Below are 14,985 nucleotides of genomic sequence, written 5' to 3' on the forward strand. Positions count from 1 at the left end.
CCGTAACGGAATCGTCCTCGGCGGAGTCCGCATGCCCTAAAGCTCCGGGCAGCAGTCGTGTAACCGCATCGATCAGGACCATGGCCGGCAGCTCGCCGCCAGACAGTACATAGTCGCCAATCGACCACTCTTCATCGACATGAGCCTCAATAAAGCGCTCGTCAATGCCTTCATAGCGGCCGGCAATCAGGATCAATGCATCCGATTTCGCCAACTCGCGTACCGCCGACTGATTCAGTTGACGGCCTTGGGGGGACAGGTAAATAACCTTCGCCGCCTCCCCGGCTGCTGCCTTGGCCTGAACCAGAGCATCTTCCAGGGGCTTGATCTTCATCACCATGCCCGGACCACCGCCAAACGGGCGATCGTCCACAGTGTGATGCCGATCCGTCGTGTAATCCCGCGGGTTCCAACAGGTCAGCTGCAAGAGCCCCTGTTTGACCGCTCGACTGGTGATGCCGTAGTCGCCGATGGCGGAAAACATCTCGGGAAACAAACTGATCACTTCTACGCGCAAGTTAGCCACGCTTAGAAGTCCGCGTCCCAATCCACCTTCATCTCGCCCGCTGCCAGGTCGACGGCCAACACGCATTGCTCCGTATAGGGCAACAAGCGTTCGCGATCATCCAGGCTGCCAGCGCAAGGCTTGACGACCATTACATCATTGGCGCCGGTTTCCAGAAGATGATCGACTTTCCCGAGCAATTGCCCCAGTTGATCGATGACCTTCAGACCTTCTAGCTGGTACCAGTAGTACTCGCCGTCGGTCAATTCAGGGAACAGGTTGCGCGGCACGCAGATCTCGTAACCGGCCAGAAGACGAGCTTCTTCACGATCATCAAGACCCTTGAGCTTTGCGACCAGGAACTTATCGCTCCCGCGTCCACTGACCAGCTCGACCTGTTTGACATTGCCTTCGCGCTTGAGCGTCCAGGTTTTGTACTGCAACAGGTTTTCAGTCGGATCAGTAAAGGAATAAACCTTCACTTCGCCGCGAACGCCATGAACAGAATAAATTTTGCCAATAACGATCAAATCATCGGCAACAGCAGGCGTCGCGTTCATATTGCTCAGGCCGCAGCCTTTGCAGATTCCTTCAGCAACTGAGCAACACGCTCAGAAGGCTGTGCACCAACGCTCAGCCAGTAGGCTACGCGCTCTTGGTTCACGGACAGACGAACTTCCTGACCACGGGCAACAGGGTTGAAGAAACCAACCTGTTCTTTGTGGGAGCCGTCACGCGGGTTACGCGAGTCGGTTACGGTCAGGTGGTAAAACGGGCGCTTTTTGGAGCCGCCAAGGGCAAGACGGATTGTTAGCATGTGAACATCGTTCCTGTAGTCGGTGCTGCAAATCTAAATGCACAGCGGGCATGGGTGCCCGAAAGGCCGCATATTCTAAGGAATATCCGGACTTTTGCAAATGACTTTTTCCGGCGCCCATGGCATGCCGTGCAGATTTGCATATAGAGCCGTCGATGAAAACGGCCAGTCAGCTCCCGCCGAGTGCGGGTTTGCTGTTGATCCCGCTTCCTTGCGGGGCCTGCGCCGGTGCGACGACCGGCGAGATCTTTACATTTTTGGCATGCCGCCGCCGGGCAACATACCGCCCATGCCGCGCATCATTTTCGCCATTCCGCCTTTTGCGGTGAATTTCTTCATCATCTTCTGCATCTGCTTGTGCTGCTTGATCAAGCGACCGATGTCCTGCACCTGAGTGCCGGAACCCATGGCGATCCGGCGCTTGCGCGAACCGCTGATCAGCTCAGGGTCGCGGCGTTCGGCCGGGGTCATGGAGTTGATGATGGCTTCCATCTGCTTGAATTGCTTCTCTGCGGCGTTCTGGGCATTGCCCATTTGCGACAGGTTGACGCCACCGATGCTCGGCAGTTTGTCCATGAGGCCGCCAAGGCCGCCCATGTTCTTCATCTGTTGCAGCTGATCGCGGAAGTCTTCGAGGTCGAAGCCCTTGCCCTTCTTCAGCTTCTTGGCCAGTTTGTCGGCCTTGTCCTTGTCGAGCGTCGCTTCAGCCTGTTCGATCAGGCTGAGCACGTCGCCCATGCCAAGAATGCGCGAGGCGATACGCTCAGGGTGGAACGGATCAAGCGCTTCGCTCTTCTCGCCCATACCGATGAACTTGATCGGCTTGCCGGTGATGGCGCGCACCGACAGCGCAGCACCGCCACGGGCGTCGCCGTCGACCTTGGTCAGGATCACACCGGTCAGCGGCAGCGCGTCACCGAAGGCCTTGGCCGTGTTGGCCGCATCCTGACCGGTCATGGCGTCGACCACGAACAGGGTTTCGACCGGGTTGATCGCGGCGTGCAGCGCCTTGATCTCGCCCATCATTTCTTCGTCGATGTGCAGACGACCGGCGGTATCGACAATGACCACGTCGATGAATTTCAGTTTTGCTTCTTTAATAGCCGCGGTGGCGATGTCCACCGGCTTCTGGCTCAGGTCGGACGGGAAGAACGTCACGCCGATGTCGTTGGCCAGGGTTTCCAGCTGTTTAATAGCCGCCGGGCGGTAAACGTCCGCCGACACGACCATGACCGACTTCTTCTTGCGCTCTTTAAGGAAGCGCGCAAGTTTACCGGCGGTGGTGGTTTTACCGGCGCCCTGCAAACCGGCCATCAGAATGACGGCGGGCGGCACGGCGCTCAGGTTCAAGTCTTCGTTGGCCGCGCCCATCAGGCTTTCGAGTTCGGCCTGGACGATCTTCACGAACGCCTGGCCCGGCGTCAGGCTGCGCGACACCTCGGTGCCGACAGCGCGCTCCTTGACCGAATTGACGAAGTCCTTGACCACCGGCAGGGCGACGTCGGCTTCGAGCAACGCCATGCGCACTTCACGCAGGGTGTCTTTGATATTGTCTTCAGTCAGCTTCGCCTTGCCGGTGACATGGCGCAGCGTCTGCGAGAGACGGTCGGTTAAGTTTTCAAACATTGCGCGATCCTTTCAGGCCCTGTGTAGACCGGGATAATGGCGGCCCAGACCGGAATCAACATGTGCTCGGCGAGCCTGCGGCGTGGGCAGGTCGCGGATTATAGCGAAGACTGCGTCGGGCGGACACCTCGCACTTTCGTGCGGTGGCGGTTCTATGCCAAACTCAGCCCCTTTCGGGCTTGCCTAACAGGATTTATGCTCCCCTTGTCACCCAGTTTGCTGACTACTCTCGCCGCCGCCCTTCTATATGCCGCTGCGACTCTTTATCAAGGCACTCGTCTGGCCACCGGCGCCAAGGCGAACAAGCGCCTGCTGGTTACCCTCGGCATTCTCGCCGTGGTGGCCCATAGCGCCAGCCTGCTCACGCACTTGCTGACGCCGATCGGTCTGGGCCTGGATTTCTTCAGCGCCTCCAGCCTGATCGCCGCCGCAGTGATTGCCCTGACCCTGCTCGCCTGCTCGCGGATCCCGGTGGAGAACCTGCTGGTGCTGTTGTTCCCGCTGGGCGCGATCACCGTGTTGCTGGCGCAGTTCGCGCCGGCCGGCACGGTGCAGATCATCGATGAAGAGCCGGGCATCCTCGCCCACATCCTCTTGTCGATCCTGGCCTACGGCATGTTCACCATCGCGGTGTTCCAGGCCTTGCTGCTACTGGTGCAAGACCACCAGCTCAAGCACAAGCATCCGTCCGGGCTGATCAAAAATTTCCCGCCGCTGCAAACCATGGAAAGCCTGCTGTTCGGCTTCCTCTGGGCCGGCTGGACGTTGCTGTCTCTGTCGCTGATTTCCGGCTGGCTGTTCGTCGAAAACCTGTTCGCTCAGCATCTGGTACACAAAACCCTGCTGGCTTGCCTCGCCTGGGTGGTGTTCAGCGTGCTGTTGTGGGGTCGCAATCGTCTGGGCTGGCGCGGCCACAAGGCGATTCGCTGGACCCTCGCCGGTTTCTGCCTGCTGATGTTGGCGTATTTCGGCAGCAAACTGGTTCGTGAATACATCCTGCACATCTGACGGGCGGCATAAATGGACGGTTTGCCCATAGGGCCGATGCTCGCAATATTTGTCCTGCTGATTTTATGGTCGGGGCTGTTTACCGCCGTCGAAATCGCGCAGCAACACCTGCTCGCGCAACGCACCGCCTCACGTGCCAGCGATAAGCCGCTGGCGAAGCTGAGCTTCCCGCTCGACAGCCTGATCCTCTGCAATACCTTGTGTCGGGCACTGGCGGTGATCATTGCCACGCTGCTGGCGATTTTCCTTTGCGAAGAAAACGGCCCATGGGCCGCGTGCCTGAGTGCTGGTGTGATCTTGCTGGTGTTTGCCGATTACTTCCCCCGCTCGCTCGCCAAACGCTACCCGGATGCGGTACTCACCTTCGGCAATACCTTGCTGACGGTGCCGCTGAAAGCGGTTTACCCGCTGGCCTGGCTGCTCAGCCGTATCAGCGGTTTGCTGATTCGGCCGTTTGCGCGCAAAGCCCAAGTGGTCCAGCAAAGCGAGGACGACTTGCCGGCGGATCATCCCGATGATCCTGAACACCCGACGCGCACGCATCCGGTGTCAGGCATTCATGCGCTGGACAACATCACCGTCAACGACATTCTGGTGCCGCGCAGTGACGTCGACGGCATCAACCTCGATGACCCGATCGAAGACATCATCGAACAACTGCGCCACAACAAACGCACGCGCCTGCCGGTATTTCACAGCGACATCAACCAGGTCGAAGCCGTACTCAATACCCGGCAGATCCGTCACCTGTTGAACAATGATGGACTGACCCGCGAAGCGCTGCTGGCCGCCAGCTACGAGCCGTACTTCGTGCCGGAAAGTACGCCGTTGCAACTGCAACTGCTGAATTTCCACAAGCAGCAGCGCCGGTTGGGCATGGTGGTGGACGAGTACGGCGAAGTGCTGGGCATCGTCACCCTGGAAGACATTCTTGAAGAGATCGTCGGCGAGTTCGAAAGTGAGCACAGTCTCGACAACTCGCACATTCACCCGCAGGCCGATGGGCGCATGGTGATTGATGGCGCGGCATCGATCCGCGAACTGAATAAATGCCTGGGCTGGCACTTGCCGAGCGATGGGCCGAAGACGCTGAACGGATTGGTGACCGAAGCACTGGAGACCATTCCGGAAAGCGCGGTTTGCCTGAAGATCGGCCGTTATCGCCTGGAGATCCTCGAGACCGAGGAGAACCGGGTGAGCAAGGTGTTAATCTGGCATACGAGTTCGGTGCCTGCCAAGATCTAAGCGTTGTTGTGGCGAGGGAGCTTGCTCCCGCTCGGGCGCGCAGCGTCCGCAAATGTGTTGGGGTCGCTTCGCAACCCAGCGGGAGCAAGCTCCCTCGCCACAGAATCTCAACTGACCTCAGATTTCATTGGCTCTGCCAGCCCTCTTGTTCATTTGTTAGCCCCCTTCCTATAATCGAGGCGCTTACCCAAGCGCCGCCGAACCTCGTGCGTACCCCGCACAAGACAGGTTTCGGCTATTTCCGCTGCACTCCGACGACTGTTCCTACTCGAAACAGCGCTCGCGCCTCATCCCACATCCCTGGGTGTTCGACCATAATAATTCGCTCCAACGGAGCTCATGACTGTCAGGGATCACCGCATGACGACCAGTACCGCTTACAGCGACACCGCGCCTGCCCAACCGACCAACTCCGCTACTCGCGTGGCCACGGCGAGTTTTATCGGCACGGCCATCGAGTTCTACGATTTCTATGTGTATGCCACGGCCGCCGCACTGGTGATCGGACCGGTGTTCTTTCCGCAGACCTCCGGCACTGCACAGATGCTGTCGGCGTTTCTGACCTTCGGCATCGCTTTCCTCGCCCGCCCGCTGGGCTCGGCGCTGTTTGGCCACTTCGGTGATCGCGTTGGGCGCAAATCGACGCTGGTCGCCTCGCTGCTGCTGATGGGCGTCTGTACGACGCTGATTGGCGTGCTGCCCGGTTACGACAGCATCGGAGCCTGGGCGCCGATTTTGTTGTGCGTGCTGCGTTTCGGTCAGGGTTTGGGGCTCGGCGGCGAATGGGGTGGCGCAGCACTGCTGGCCACGGAAAACGCGCCGAAAGGCAAACGCGCCTGGTTCGGCATGTTCCCGCAGCTTGGTCCTTCGATTGGCTTTCTCGCGGCCAACGGCTTGTTCCTGACCCTGGCCATGACCCTCGACGACGAGCAGTTCCGCAGCTGGGGCTGGCGTATTCCATTCCTGCTTAGCGCGTTGTTGGTGATGGTGGGCCTGTACGTACGCCTGAAACTCCACGAAACCCCGGTATTCGCCAACGCCATCGCCCGTCAGGAGCGGGTAAAAGTGCCGTTGGTCGAACTGTTCAGTCAGTACTGGGCGCCGACTCTGCTGGGCGCGGCGGCGATGGTGGTGTGTTATGCGCTGTTCTATATCTCGACGGTGTTTTCCCTGAGCTATGGCGTGTCCACGCTCGGTTACAGCCGTGAGACGTTCCTCGGTCTGCTGTGTTTCGCGGTGCTGTTCATGGCGGCAGCCACGCCACTGTCGGCGTGGGCAAGCGACCGTTACGGGCGCAAACCGGTGCTGATCATCGGCGGCGTGCTGGCGATTCTGTCCGGGTTTCTGATGGAGCCGTTGCTGACTCAGGGCTCGACCTGGGGCGTGGCACTGTTTCTGTGCATCGAGCTGTTCTTGATGGGCGTGACGTTCGCACCGATGGGGGCGCTGCTGCCGGAGTTGTTTCCGACGCATGTGCGTTATACCGGCGCGTCGGCGGCGTATAACCTGGGCGGTATTGTCGGGGCCTCGGCGGCGCCGTTCTTTGCGCAAAAACTGGTGGCGATGGGTGGTTTGAGTTATGTCGGCGGGTATGTGTCGGGGGCGGCGGTGCTGAGTTTGATTGCGGTGCTGTGCCTGAAGGAAACGCGCAATAACGATCTGAATCAGGTTGCCTGACAGATCGCTATCGCGAGCAGGCTCACTCCCACATTGAATCTGTGCCGAACACAAAACCAGTGTGGGAGCGAGCCTGCTCGCGAAAGCCGCAACGCGGTTTACAGCTCTACGACAACCGCCTGAGCAGCACGGGTCGCTTTCGCGCGAGCCGCTTCGATCGACTCATCCCGCGCCAGCGCCACACCCATACGACGCTGACCATTCACTTCTGGCTTGCCAAACAACCGCAGCGCGGTATCCGGCTCGCTCAACGCCGCACCAAGATTGGCGAATGCCGTCTGGGTCGACTGCCCTTCCACCAGAATCACCGCCGAAGCCGAAGGCCCGAACTGACGGATCAACGGTACCGGCAGACCCAGAATTGCCCGTGCATGCAGGGCGAACTGCGACAGATCCTGGGAAATCAGCGTCACCAGACCGGTGTCATGCGGGCGCGGCGATACTTCGCTGAACCACACCTGATCACCTTTGATGAACAACTCGACGCCAAACAGACCACGACCGCCCAGCGCTTCGGTCACGGCTTTGGCAACACGCTCGGATTCCGCCAGGGCAATCGGGCTCATCGCCTGTGGCTGCCAGGATTCCTGATAGTCGCCCTTTTCCTGACGGTGGCCGACAGGCGCGCAGAACGTGGTGCCGCCGACATGACGCACGGTCAGCAGGGTGATTTCGTAGTCGAAATCGATGAAGCCTTCGATGATCACCCGACCTTTGCCGGCACGACCGCCCTCTTGCGCGTAATCCCAGGCTTTCTGCACGTCATCAGTGCTGCGCAGCAGGCTCTGACCTTTGCCCGACGAACTCATTACCGGTTTGACGACGCAAGGGAAACCCAGGTCCTCAACGGCTTTGCTGTAATCCTCGAAGGTGTCGGCAAAGTGGTACGGCGAGGTCGGCAGGTCCAGCTCTTCGGCGGCCAGACGACGGATGCCTTCGCGATTCATGGTCAATTGCGCAGCGCGAGCGGTCGGGATCACGGTGAAGCCTTCGGCTTCCAGTTCGACCAGTGTGGCGGTGGCGATGGCTTCGATTTCCGGCACGATGAAGTGCGGCTTCTCGGCTTCGATGACGGCACGCAGGGCGGCGCCGTCGAGCATGTTGATGACGTGGCTGCGATGGGCAACCTGCATGGCCGGCGCGTTGGCGTAACGATCGACGGCAATCACTTCAACGCCCAGGCGTTGCAGCTCGATCACCACTTCCTTGCCCAACTCACCACAGCCACACAGCAATACGCGGGTCGCGGTTGGCGACAATGGAGTTCCGATACGGGTCATCTCAGGTCCTCAAAGAAGCGGATCATCGAGGAAAGCGTCGCCATGCGCACTTTCCATGGGGAGAAAGCGCGGCATTTTACATGAACCCGAAGGTTTGGCTTCAGCTGGCGACGGCCTGTTTGCGTTCGCGCCAAGCCATGATCAACCAGACGGCGGTAACGCCGGCGAATTTCGAGGCCAGGGCGGTGATGATGACTGGCGGCGTCATCAGATCGATCATGCCGAAGAAGATGAAGGTATCGAGGGGAATGCTCAGCGCCGAGCTGATCCACAAGCGGTCACGCAACGGCCGTTTGGTGATGCTGAAGACCAGCCAATCGATGATCTCGGAGACGGCGAACGCCGTGGCACTGGCCAAGGCAATGGATGGATCGGATGTCACATACGACAACACCAGCGCCGCCAGCATCGCCACGATGGCGCCGTGGCCGAAACGGGTTTGCACCATGTCGCGCAGCACGAACACCAAACCGCCCCACGCGGACCAGATGATGTCGAGGTGCGGCGCGGTGGAAAAGGCGAAGTTGATCAGCACAACGCTGCTGATGTAGGCGATGAGGAAAATCATGGGGGAGCGACCTGTCAGATTGGCGCACAGGTTACTTGAGGAGAAGAGTTCGGCCAAGTCGGCGAACAAATTGTATACATCTGTCAAACCTGACGACTTACCTGTGGCGAGGGAGCTTGCTCCCGCTGGGGCGCGAAGCGGCCCCTCTTTTGATCCTGAAAAGCGAGGTCTGCTGCGCAGCCCAGCGGGAGCAAGCTCCCTCGCCACAAAGACTCTCCAGCCAAACCATCAGCGCTTGGCAGGGATCATCCACACCAAACCGCTCGCCTTCGCCCGCTCATGACACAGCCCCAGCACCACCCGGCGCTCGTCATTGTTCATGCGGCCCCAACGGGTGATCTCCTCGACCGTACGCTGGCAGCCGGTGCAGATGTCATCCTCATCCAGCGCACAAATATTCACGCATGGCGAGGCGACTGGTCTTTCGGGGGTAGTCATTCTTCCTGCTCAACCAGATCGCGCGCATAACGCTGGGAGTTATGCACATAGTGGGCGGCGCTGGCCTCGAGCATTTTCTTCTGCGGCTCGGTCAGCTCGCGCACGACCTTGCCCGGCGAGCCCATCACCAACGAACCGTCCGGAATTTCCTTGCCCTCACCAATCAGCGAGTTGGCGCCAATGATGCAGTTCTTGCCGATTTTCGCGCCGTTGAGAATCACTGCATTGATGCCGATCAGGCTGTAATCGCCCACAGTGCAGCCATGGAGCATGGCGTTGTGGCCAATGGTCACGCCGGTACCGATGGTCAGCGGGTAACCCATGTCGGTGTGCATCACCGTGCCATCCTGCACATTGCTGTTCTTGCCGATCAGGATCAATTCGTTGTCGCCACGCAGCACTGCGTTGAACCAGACATTGGCGCCCTCTTCCAGTTTGACCTTGCCCACCAGTACGGCGTTGGGGGCGACCCAGCTCTGTGGGTGGGTTTCGACGCGGGCGTCGCCCAGGCGATATTTCATCTTGTTTTCCTCAGGGCTCACGGTGCTCGGCCATTCGAACGATGGCTTACGTGTTGATAAAGCTTTTAGGGGGTTGGTGCAGACTGATCCTGGCGTCATAGAGCAGGTTGATCAACTCGACGATCATGATCGCCGTCAGTCCCCAGATCTTGAATTCGCCATAACGATAACTCGGTACGTACCAACTGCGGCCCTGATAGTCGATGCGATGAGTGTGTTCGCGGGGATCCTTGCGGAAGAACTCGAGGGGGACGCTAAACACGGCGGCGATTTCCGCGTCGTTGGGCTGGTACTCGACAAAATCGGGGATCACGCCGACATAAGGTGTGACCTTGATCCCATGCAGCGAGATCAGCGGGCTCAGCGGGCCGATCACTTCGACCAGTCCCGGCGGCAGGCCGATTTCTTCTTCAGCTTCGCGCAGGGCGGTGAAAATCAGGTCAGGGTCTTCCGGATCGCGGCGTCCACCCGGGAAAGCGACTTCGCCGCCATGGGTCGAGAGACCGCTGGCGCGCAGGGTCAGTACCAGCTCAGGCTCGGCACTGCGGGTGATCGGCACCAGAACGGCGGCCTCGGGGAAACGTTTGTCAGTCTCCAGCGTGCGCGGTGTGTGGTTGCTTACCCGATGCAGTAGCTCGTCCAGCATGAGTGTTCTCGATCTGTGCCTTACCCGGCATCATGCACCAATCATTGCGGTCGCCCAAGCCCCTCGCCGGAGCATGTCGCGAAACGACAACTTGCCGACCGGCACCGCTGCACGCCAAGATAGGCGCAGCATTCAGGAACCCCAGCATGAAATTTTGCAGCCAGTGCGGCAACCCGGTGACCCAGCGCATTCCCGAAGGCGATTCGCGACTGCGATTTGTCTGTGACAGCTGTCAGACCATTCACTACCAGAATCCCAATATCGTCGCCGGATGCGTGCCGACCTGGGGCACTAAAGTGCTGCTCTGCCGCCGAGCCATCGAGCCACGCCTCGGTTACTGGACGCTGCCCGCCGGCTTCATGGAAAACGGCGAAACCATCGAGCAGGCCGCGATCCGCGAAACCGCCGAGGAAGCCTGCGCCCGGGTGCGCAACCTGAACATCTATACGCTGATCGACGTGCCGCATATCAGCCAAGTGCATGTGTTCTTCCGTGCCGAACTGGTCGACCTCGATTTCGCCGCCGGCCCCGAGAGCCTCGAAGTGCAATTATTCGACGAAGCCGACATTCCATGGGACGAGCTGGCTTTCCGCACGGTGGGCCGTACCTTAGAATGCTTCTTCGCTGATCGGCGCGTTGAGGAGTATCCGGTTCGTTCGGAATCGATTCCGCCGTTGGTGCAGCCGGTCATTATTTGATTCGGTGATGGCACCGGCTAGAAGGTCAAAAGATCGCAGCCTGCGGCAGCTCCTACATAAACCTGTTTGCGTCACTCTTTGGGGAATCGTTTCAATGCGCTGGTTGCTTGCCCTGTTCTGCCTGTCGTTCGTTTCGGTATCGCAAGCGTCATTCGTGACCACCGTGACGCCCTCCAATAAGCCTTTGATTGAAAAAGTGCTGGTGCTCAAATCCGCTCATCAACTGCAGTTGATCGCCGACGGCAAGCCACTCAAGACCTATCGCATCTCCTTGGGCAAAGGCGCGAAGAAAGGCCCGAAACTGATTGAAGGCGACAAGCGCACACCGGAAGGTTTCTATTGGATCGACTGGCGCAAGACCAGCGACAAATTCAACCTGTCGATGCACATCTCCTATCCGAACATCGCCGACTCTGCCCGCGCCCGACGTGAAGGTGTCGAACCTGGCGGAATGATCATGATCCACGGCACTCCGGATTCGGAAGAAACCCCGGAAGACCTGTTCCACACGCTGGACTGGACCGATGGCTGTGTCGCCATGCGTAACGTCGACATGCGCGAAGTGTGGAACATGGTGCCGGACGGCACGATGGTCGAGATCCGCCCTTGACCTGTGGCGAGGGAGCTTGCTCCCGCTCGGCTGCGCAGCAGTCGTAAAGGCTGAACACGCGGTATGTCAGACAGTTAGCGGTGACAGGGTTTGGGGCCGCTTCGCAGCCCAGCGGGAGCAAGCTCCCTCGCCACAGATGTGCCCAACCACCGCTACCTTTGGTCGGCATTAAAAAATAAATCAAAAGATCGCAGCCTGCGGCAGCTCCTACATGGGTGATACCACTCTCAACTGTAGGAGCTGCCGCAGGCTGCGATCTTTTGTTTTTTACAGCCAACCGCTAATACCACTTAAGACCACACCCTTCCTGACCCGCCATTTCATTGGGTAATCAGCCATTTCTCTGCGTTGACATGGTATTCAAGTGGTATTAATTTCCGCCCCACAAGCGAGCCACAACAATCCTATACTCGCGCCGGAAATGACCTACATGAACGACTTCCACGCCCTACGTCCAGATGACTCCCAGCCGACGCCGTTGTACCTGCAACTGGCGCGTAACCTGGAAGCAGCGATTCATGCCGGGCAGTGGAAAGCCGAACAGGCGATGCCGTCCGAGCGCAATCTCAGCGAGCAACTGGGCATCTCCCGGGTCACCGCCCGCAAAGCGCTGGAGGTCTTGCTCGATCAAGGTCTGATCCGTCGCCTGCAAGGTTCCGGCACGTTTATCACACCACGTCTGGAACAACCGCTGTCACGCCTCTCGGGCTTCAGTGAGATGCTCCGCCTCAAGGGTTTTGTGCCCAGCTCACAGTGGCTGGAGCGTGAAGTCACCCTGCCGACCCACGAAGAATTGATCCGCCTCAGCCTGTCGCCGAACGACAAGGTTGCGCGCATGAAACGCCTGCGCAAGGCCGACGACACCGTGATGGCCATCGAGATGAGCACCCTGCCCGCCTCGATCATGCCCAAGCCGCAACTGGTCGGCGATTCGCTCTACGAATACCTCGACGGCATCGGCAAACCGATTGTCCGCGCCCTCCAGCACATTCAGGCGATCAATGCCTCGGACGAGTTTGCCGCACTGGTCGGCATCGCTCCCGGCACCGCCATGCTGCTGATGACCCGGGTCGGCTACCTGGAAGACAACACGCCGATCGAAGTCACCGACACCTATTGCCGCAACGACTACTACGACTTTGTTGCAGAGCTGCGTAGATAAAGAGCTGCGTCGTTAATCCGGCGAAGCCGTCAAACAGCGAGAACCGAAATGTCTGAAGACAACATCCTCACCGCCCACGGCTGGGTTCGCGGCCGGCTGGTCCACGAACACGGCAAAGTCGTGTCGATCGAAGGCGTGCCGTGCGATCCGGCCGACAATGACCTGCCTTATCTGCTGCCAGGCTTCATTGACCTGCACGTCCACGGCGGTGGCGGCAAAGACATCATGGAAGGCGCCAGCGCTTTCGAGACCATCACCAAAACCCACGTGCGTTTTGGCACCACCTCGCTGCTGGCCACCACCATGACCGCGCCGAGCGCCGAAATCTCCAGCGTCCTGAAGGAAGTAGGAGAATTCTGTGAACAGCGTCCGAAAGGCGCTGCCCGAGTGCTCGGCGTGCACCTCGAAGGCCCGTACATCAATCCCGGAAAACTCGGCGCACAACCGAACTTTGCCCACACCGCGTTGATGGCCGAAGTCGAAGAATATCTGGCGCTGGCACCGATCCGCGTGATCACCATCGCCCCGGAAATCGCCGGCCACGACGGTTTGATCCGTGAACTGAGCAGCCGTGGCGTGCGCATGCAGATCGGCCACACCCTCGGCAGTTACGAGGAAGGTGTTGCCGCACTGGATGCCGGCGCGACCAGTTTCACTCACCTTTACAACGCCATGAGCCCGCTGCATCACCGTGAACCGGGGATCGTCGGCGCGGCGCTGGCCCACGCCAAATTCGCCGAGCTGATCCCGGACTTGCTGCATGTGCACCCCGGCGCGATCCGCGTGGCTCTACGCTCGATCCCGTGCCTGTATTGCGTCACCGATTCGACCGCCGCCGCCGGCATGCCCGACGGTGAATACAAGCTCGGCAGCCACACCGTGACCAAATGCCTGGGCGGCGTGCGTCTGCCCGACGGCACCCTGGCCGGCAGCACCCTGACCATGGATCAGGCTCTGCGCAATCTGGTGAAGATCGGTCTGCCGATCGCCGAAGCCTCGCAACGTCTTTCGCAATTCCCCGCCGACTACCTCGGCATCAACGAACGCGGGCGCCTCGAACAGGGTGCCTGGGCCGACTGCGTGCGGCTGGATCGCTCACTCACACTGACCGCCGTCATGGTCGAAGGAGAAGACATTGACTTCAAAAATGCTTGAAGAGGCGCTGTCCTCGTTCGAGGCCGTACAAGCCCAACTGCAACAACTCGACCCGCAAATGATCGAGATCGCCGGGCGTCTGCGCCGTCAGCCACCGCAAGTGGCAATGACTGTCGCACGCGGCAGCTCCGACCACGCGGCGAGTTACTTCGCTTACCTGACCATGCAGCAATTGGGTGTGCCGGTGGCGTCGTTGCCGATGTCGGTGGTGACCATGCAGCAAGCGCCGTTGAAGGTCAGCGGTCAGGTCGCGTTCGCCTTTTCGCAGTCGGGTCAGAGCCCGGATCTGGTCAACAGCCTGCGTCTGTTGCGCAAACGCGGCGCACTGAGCGTGTCGATGGTCAACGCCGCCGACTCACCATTGGAAGCCGCGTGTGAATTCAGCGTGCCGCTGCTCGCCGGTACTGAAAGCAGCGTCGCCGCGACCAAAAGTTTCATCGCCACCCTCAGCGCCAGCGCCCGTTTGATCGCGCACTGGAAAGAGGACAACGAACTGTTGGAGGCGCACAACGCCTTGCCCGACGGTCTGCGCGAAGCGGCGAAACAGGACTGGAGCGTGGCCATCGAAGCGTTGCGCGACTGCGAACGCCTGATGGTCATTGGTCGTGGCGCCGGTTTTGCCATTGCCCAGGAAGCCGCGCTGAAGTTCAAGGAAACCTCGGCCATTCAGGCTGAAGCGTTCAGCAGCGCCGAAGTCCGTCACGGCCCGATGGCGCTGATCGACGAACACTATCCGCTGCTGGTCTTCGCCCCACGCGGTGCCGAACAGGCCGGCCTGTTGAGCCTCGCGGCAGAAATGCGTCAACGCGGCGCCCGTGTGTTGCTGGCGGCACCGGATGACATCAGCGAACGCGACCTGACCCTGACCCGCGCCGAACACCCGGCCCTCGATCCGATTCTGGCGATCCAGAGTTTCTACGTGATGGCCGCCGGTTTGGCCGTGGCCCGAGGCATGGACCCGGATCAACCGCGCCACCTGAGCAAAGTTACGCGTACGCACTAAGCCCGAATGACTGCACACCTGATGAG

The 14,985-nt window shown here is 59.9% G+C and carries 17 protein-coding genes; 8 read left to right on the forward strand and 9 right to left on the reverse strand.

Annotated features, from left to right (window positions below; genetic code table 11):
• From trmD to ffh, 4 genes are all read right to left on the reverse strand, one after another.
• The coding region (gene trmD, locus ACIOWE_RS20855) for a tRNA (guanosine(37)-N1)-methyltransferase TrmD (RefSeq protein ID WP_401395385.1) at window positions 1-484 on the reverse strand (484 nt) is incomplete at its 3' end.
• A gap of 44 nt (window positions 485-528) precedes the next feature.
• Window positions 529-1,065 carry a ribosome maturation factor RimM gene (rimM, locus tag ACIOWE_RS20860; RefSeq protein WP_008081629.1) on the reverse strand — a complete coding sequence of 179 codons (537 nt, stop codon included), beginning with the start codon at window positions 1,063-1,065 and terminating at the stop codon, window positions 529-531.
• A 5-nt stretch (window positions 1,066-1,070) separates the two neighbouring features.
• Window positions 1,071-1,322 (reverse strand): 30S ribosomal protein S16, encoded by a 252-nt coding sequence (gene rpsP / locus ACIOWE_RS20865; RefSeq protein ID WP_003198088.1) that lies wholly within the window; start codon window positions 1,320-1,322, stop codon window positions 1,071-1,073.
• Between the two features lie 249 nt (window positions 1,323-1,571).
• Complete coding sequence (gene ffh / locus ACIOWE_RS20870) at window positions 1,572-2,948, reverse strand: signal recognition particle protein (RefSeq protein WP_008081630.1); 1,377 nt, start codon at window positions 2,946-2,948, stop codon at window positions 1,572-1,574.
• Between the two features lie 195 nt (window positions 2,949-3,143).
• Between ffh and ACIOWE_RS20875 the strand changes: the two genes are divergently transcribed.
• The 3 genes from ACIOWE_RS20875 to ACIOWE_RS20885 all read left to right on the forward strand — a co-directional run bounded on the left by ACIOWE_RS20875 (window position 3,144) and on the right by ACIOWE_RS20885 (window position 6,878).
• Window positions 3,144-3,956: an inner membrane protein YpjD gene (locus ACIOWE_RS20875; protein ID WP_401395297.1), complete on the forward strand. Its 813-nt coding sequence runs from the start codon at window positions 3,144-3,146 to the stop codon at window positions 3,954-3,956.
• 12 nt (window positions 3,957-3,968) lie between these two features.
• Window positions 3,969-5,201, forward strand: coding sequence for a transporter associated domain-containing protein (locus ACIOWE_RS20880; RefSeq protein ID WP_401395300.1), 1,233 nt, complete (start codon window positions 3,969-3,971; stop codon window positions 5,199-5,201).
• Between the two features lie 360 nt (window positions 5,202-5,561).
• A complete protein-coding gene (locus tag ACIOWE_RS20885; protein WP_201235084.1) occupies window positions 5,562-6,878 on the forward strand; it encodes an MFS transporter in 1,317 nt (438 codons plus the stop codon).
• A gap of 98 nt (window positions 6,879-6,976) precedes the next feature.
• Here ACIOWE_RS20885 and purT read toward each other — a convergent pair whose 3' ends face one another.
• From purT to ACIOWE_RS20910, 5 genes are all read right to left on the reverse strand, one after another.
• Window positions 6,977-8,158, reverse strand: coding sequence for a formate-dependent phosphoribosylglycinamide formyltransferase (gene purT, locus ACIOWE_RS20890; RefSeq protein WP_201227839.1), 1,182 nt, complete (start codon window positions 8,156-8,158; stop codon window positions 6,977-6,979).
• Window positions 8,159-8,258: 100 nt separating this feature from the next.
• Window positions 8,259-8,726 carry a VUT family protein gene (locus ACIOWE_RS20895; RefSeq protein WP_025112183.1) on the reverse strand — a complete coding sequence of 156 codons (468 nt, stop codon included), beginning with the start codon at window positions 8,724-8,726 and terminating at the stop codon, window positions 8,259-8,261.
• Window positions 8,727-8,954: 228 nt separating this feature from the next.
• A complete protein-coding gene (locus ACIOWE_RS20900; RefSeq protein WP_401395304.1) occupies window positions 8,955-9,164 on the reverse strand; it encodes a DUF1289 domain-containing protein in 210 nt (69 codons plus the stop codon).
• The gene (locus ACIOWE_RS20905) at window positions 9,161-9,685 is read right to left on the reverse strand and encodes a gamma carbonic anhydrase family protein (protein ID WP_007954617.1); all 525 of its coding nucleotides are present in this window, start codon (window positions 9,683-9,685) and stop codon (window positions 9,161-9,163) included. Before ACIOWE_RS20905 ends, ACIOWE_RS20900 begins: the two co-directional genes overlap by 4 nt.
• Before the next feature lie 46 nt (window positions 9,686-9,731).
• Window positions 9,732-10,331 (reverse strand): CoA pyrophosphatase, encoded by a 600-nt coding sequence (locus ACIOWE_RS20910; protein ID WP_201235086.1) that lies wholly within the window; start codon window positions 10,329-10,331, stop codon window positions 9,732-9,734.
• Window positions 10,332-10,477: 146 nt separating this feature from the next.
• Between ACIOWE_RS20910 and ACIOWE_RS20915 the strand changes: the two genes are divergently transcribed.
• The 5 genes from ACIOWE_RS20915 to ACIOWE_RS20935 all read left to right on the forward strand — a co-directional run bounded on the left by ACIOWE_RS20915 (window position 10,478) and on the right by ACIOWE_RS20935 (window position 14,959).
• Window positions 10,478-11,029, forward strand: coding sequence for an NUDIX hydrolase (locus ACIOWE_RS20915; RefSeq protein ID WP_401395308.1), 552 nt, complete (start codon window positions 10,478-10,480; stop codon window positions 11,027-11,029).
• A gap of 94 nt (window positions 11,030-11,123) precedes the next feature.
• Window positions 11,124-11,639, forward strand: coding sequence for a murein L,D-transpeptidase family protein (locus ACIOWE_RS20920; protein WP_401395311.1), 516 nt, complete (start codon window positions 11,124-11,126; stop codon window positions 11,637-11,639).
• Between the two features lie 430 nt (window positions 11,640-12,069).
• On the forward strand, window positions 12,070-12,801 hold the full coding sequence (locus ACIOWE_RS20925; RefSeq protein WP_201235089.1) for a GntR family transcriptional regulator: 732 nt from the start codon (window positions 12,070-12,072) through the stop codon (window positions 12,799-12,801).
• A gap of 48 nt (window positions 12,802-12,849) precedes the next feature.
• The gene (gene nagA, locus ACIOWE_RS20930) at window positions 12,850-13,956 is read left to right on the forward strand and encodes an N-acetylglucosamine-6-phosphate deacetylase (protein ID WP_401395314.1); all 1,107 of its coding nucleotides are present in this window, start codon (window positions 12,850-12,852) and stop codon (window positions 13,954-13,956) included.
• Window positions 13,937-14,959, forward strand: a complete 1,023-nt coding sequence (locus ACIOWE_RS20935) for an SIS domain-containing protein (RefSeq protein ID WP_401395317.1) — start codon at window positions 13,937-13,939, stop codon at window positions 14,957-14,959. The genes nagA and ACIOWE_RS20935 overlap by 20 nt, the downstream gene beginning before the upstream one ends.
• The last annotated feature ends 26 nt before the right edge of the window (window positions 14,960-14,985 follow it).

The sequence above is a fragment of the Pseudomonas sp. NPDC087598 genome (assembly GCF_044743525.1).
In the GTDB taxonomy this organism is placed as follows: domain Bacteria; phylum Pseudomonadota; class Gammaproteobacteria; order Pseudomonadales; family Pseudomonadaceae; genus Aquipseudomonas.

Coding starts and splice junctions, on each gene's coding strand:
- rpsP (WP_003198088.1), bottom strand. CDS start 1,322: ATGCTAACAATCCGTCTTGCCCTTGGCGGCTCCAAAAAGCGCCCGTTT.
- ACIOWE_RS20925 (WP_201235089.1), top strand. CDS start 12,070: ATGAACGACTTCCACGCCCTACGTCCAGATGACTCCCAGCCGACGCCG.
- ACIOWE_RS20885 (WP_201235084.1), top strand. CDS start 5,562: ATGACGACCAGTACCGCTTACAGCGACACCGCGCCTGCCCAACCGACC.
- ACIOWE_RS20900 (WP_401395304.1), bottom strand. CDS start 9,164: ATGACTACCCCCGAAAGACCAGTCGCCTCGCCATGCGTGAATATTTGT.
- ACIOWE_RS20910 (WP_201235086.1), bottom strand. CDS start 10,331: ATGCTGGACGAGCTACTGCATCGGGTAAGCAACCACACACCGCGCACG.
- ACIOWE_RS20895 (WP_025112183.1), bottom strand. CDS start 8,726: ATGATTTTCCTCATCGCCTACATCAGCAGCGTTGTGCTGATCAACTTC.
- purT (WP_201227839.1), bottom strand. CDS start 8,158: ATGACCCGTATCGGAACTCCATTGTCGCCAACCGCGACCCGCGTATTG.
- ACIOWE_RS20915 (WP_401395308.1), top strand. CDS start 10,478: ATGAAATTTTGCAGCCAGTGCGGCAACCCGGTGACCCAGCGCATTCCC.
- nagA (WP_401395314.1), top strand. CDS start 12,850: ATGTCTGAAGACAACATCCTCACCGCCCACGGCTGGGTTCGCGGCCGG.
- ffh (WP_008081630.1), bottom strand. CDS start 2,948: ATGTTTGAAAACTTAACCGACCGTCTCTCGCAGACGCTGCGCCATGTC.
- ACIOWE_RS20905 (WP_007954617.1), bottom strand. CDS start 9,685: ATGAAATATCGCCTGGGCGACGCCCGCGTCGAAACCCACCCACAGAGC.
- ACIOWE_RS20875 (WP_401395297.1), top strand. CDS start 3,144: ATGCTCCCCTTGTCACCCAGTTTGCTGACTACTCTCGCCGCCGCCCTT.
- ACIOWE_RS20880 (WP_401395300.1), top strand. CDS start 3,969: ATGGACGGTTTGCCCATAGGGCCGATGCTCGCAATATTTGTCCTGCTG.
- rimM (WP_008081629.1), bottom strand. CDS start 1,065: ATGAACGCGACGCCTGCTGTTGCCGATGATTTGATCGTTATTGGCAAA.
- ACIOWE_RS20920 (WP_401395311.1), top strand. CDS start 11,124: ATGCGCTGGTTGCTTGCCCTGTTCTGCCTGTCGTTCGTTTCGGTATCG.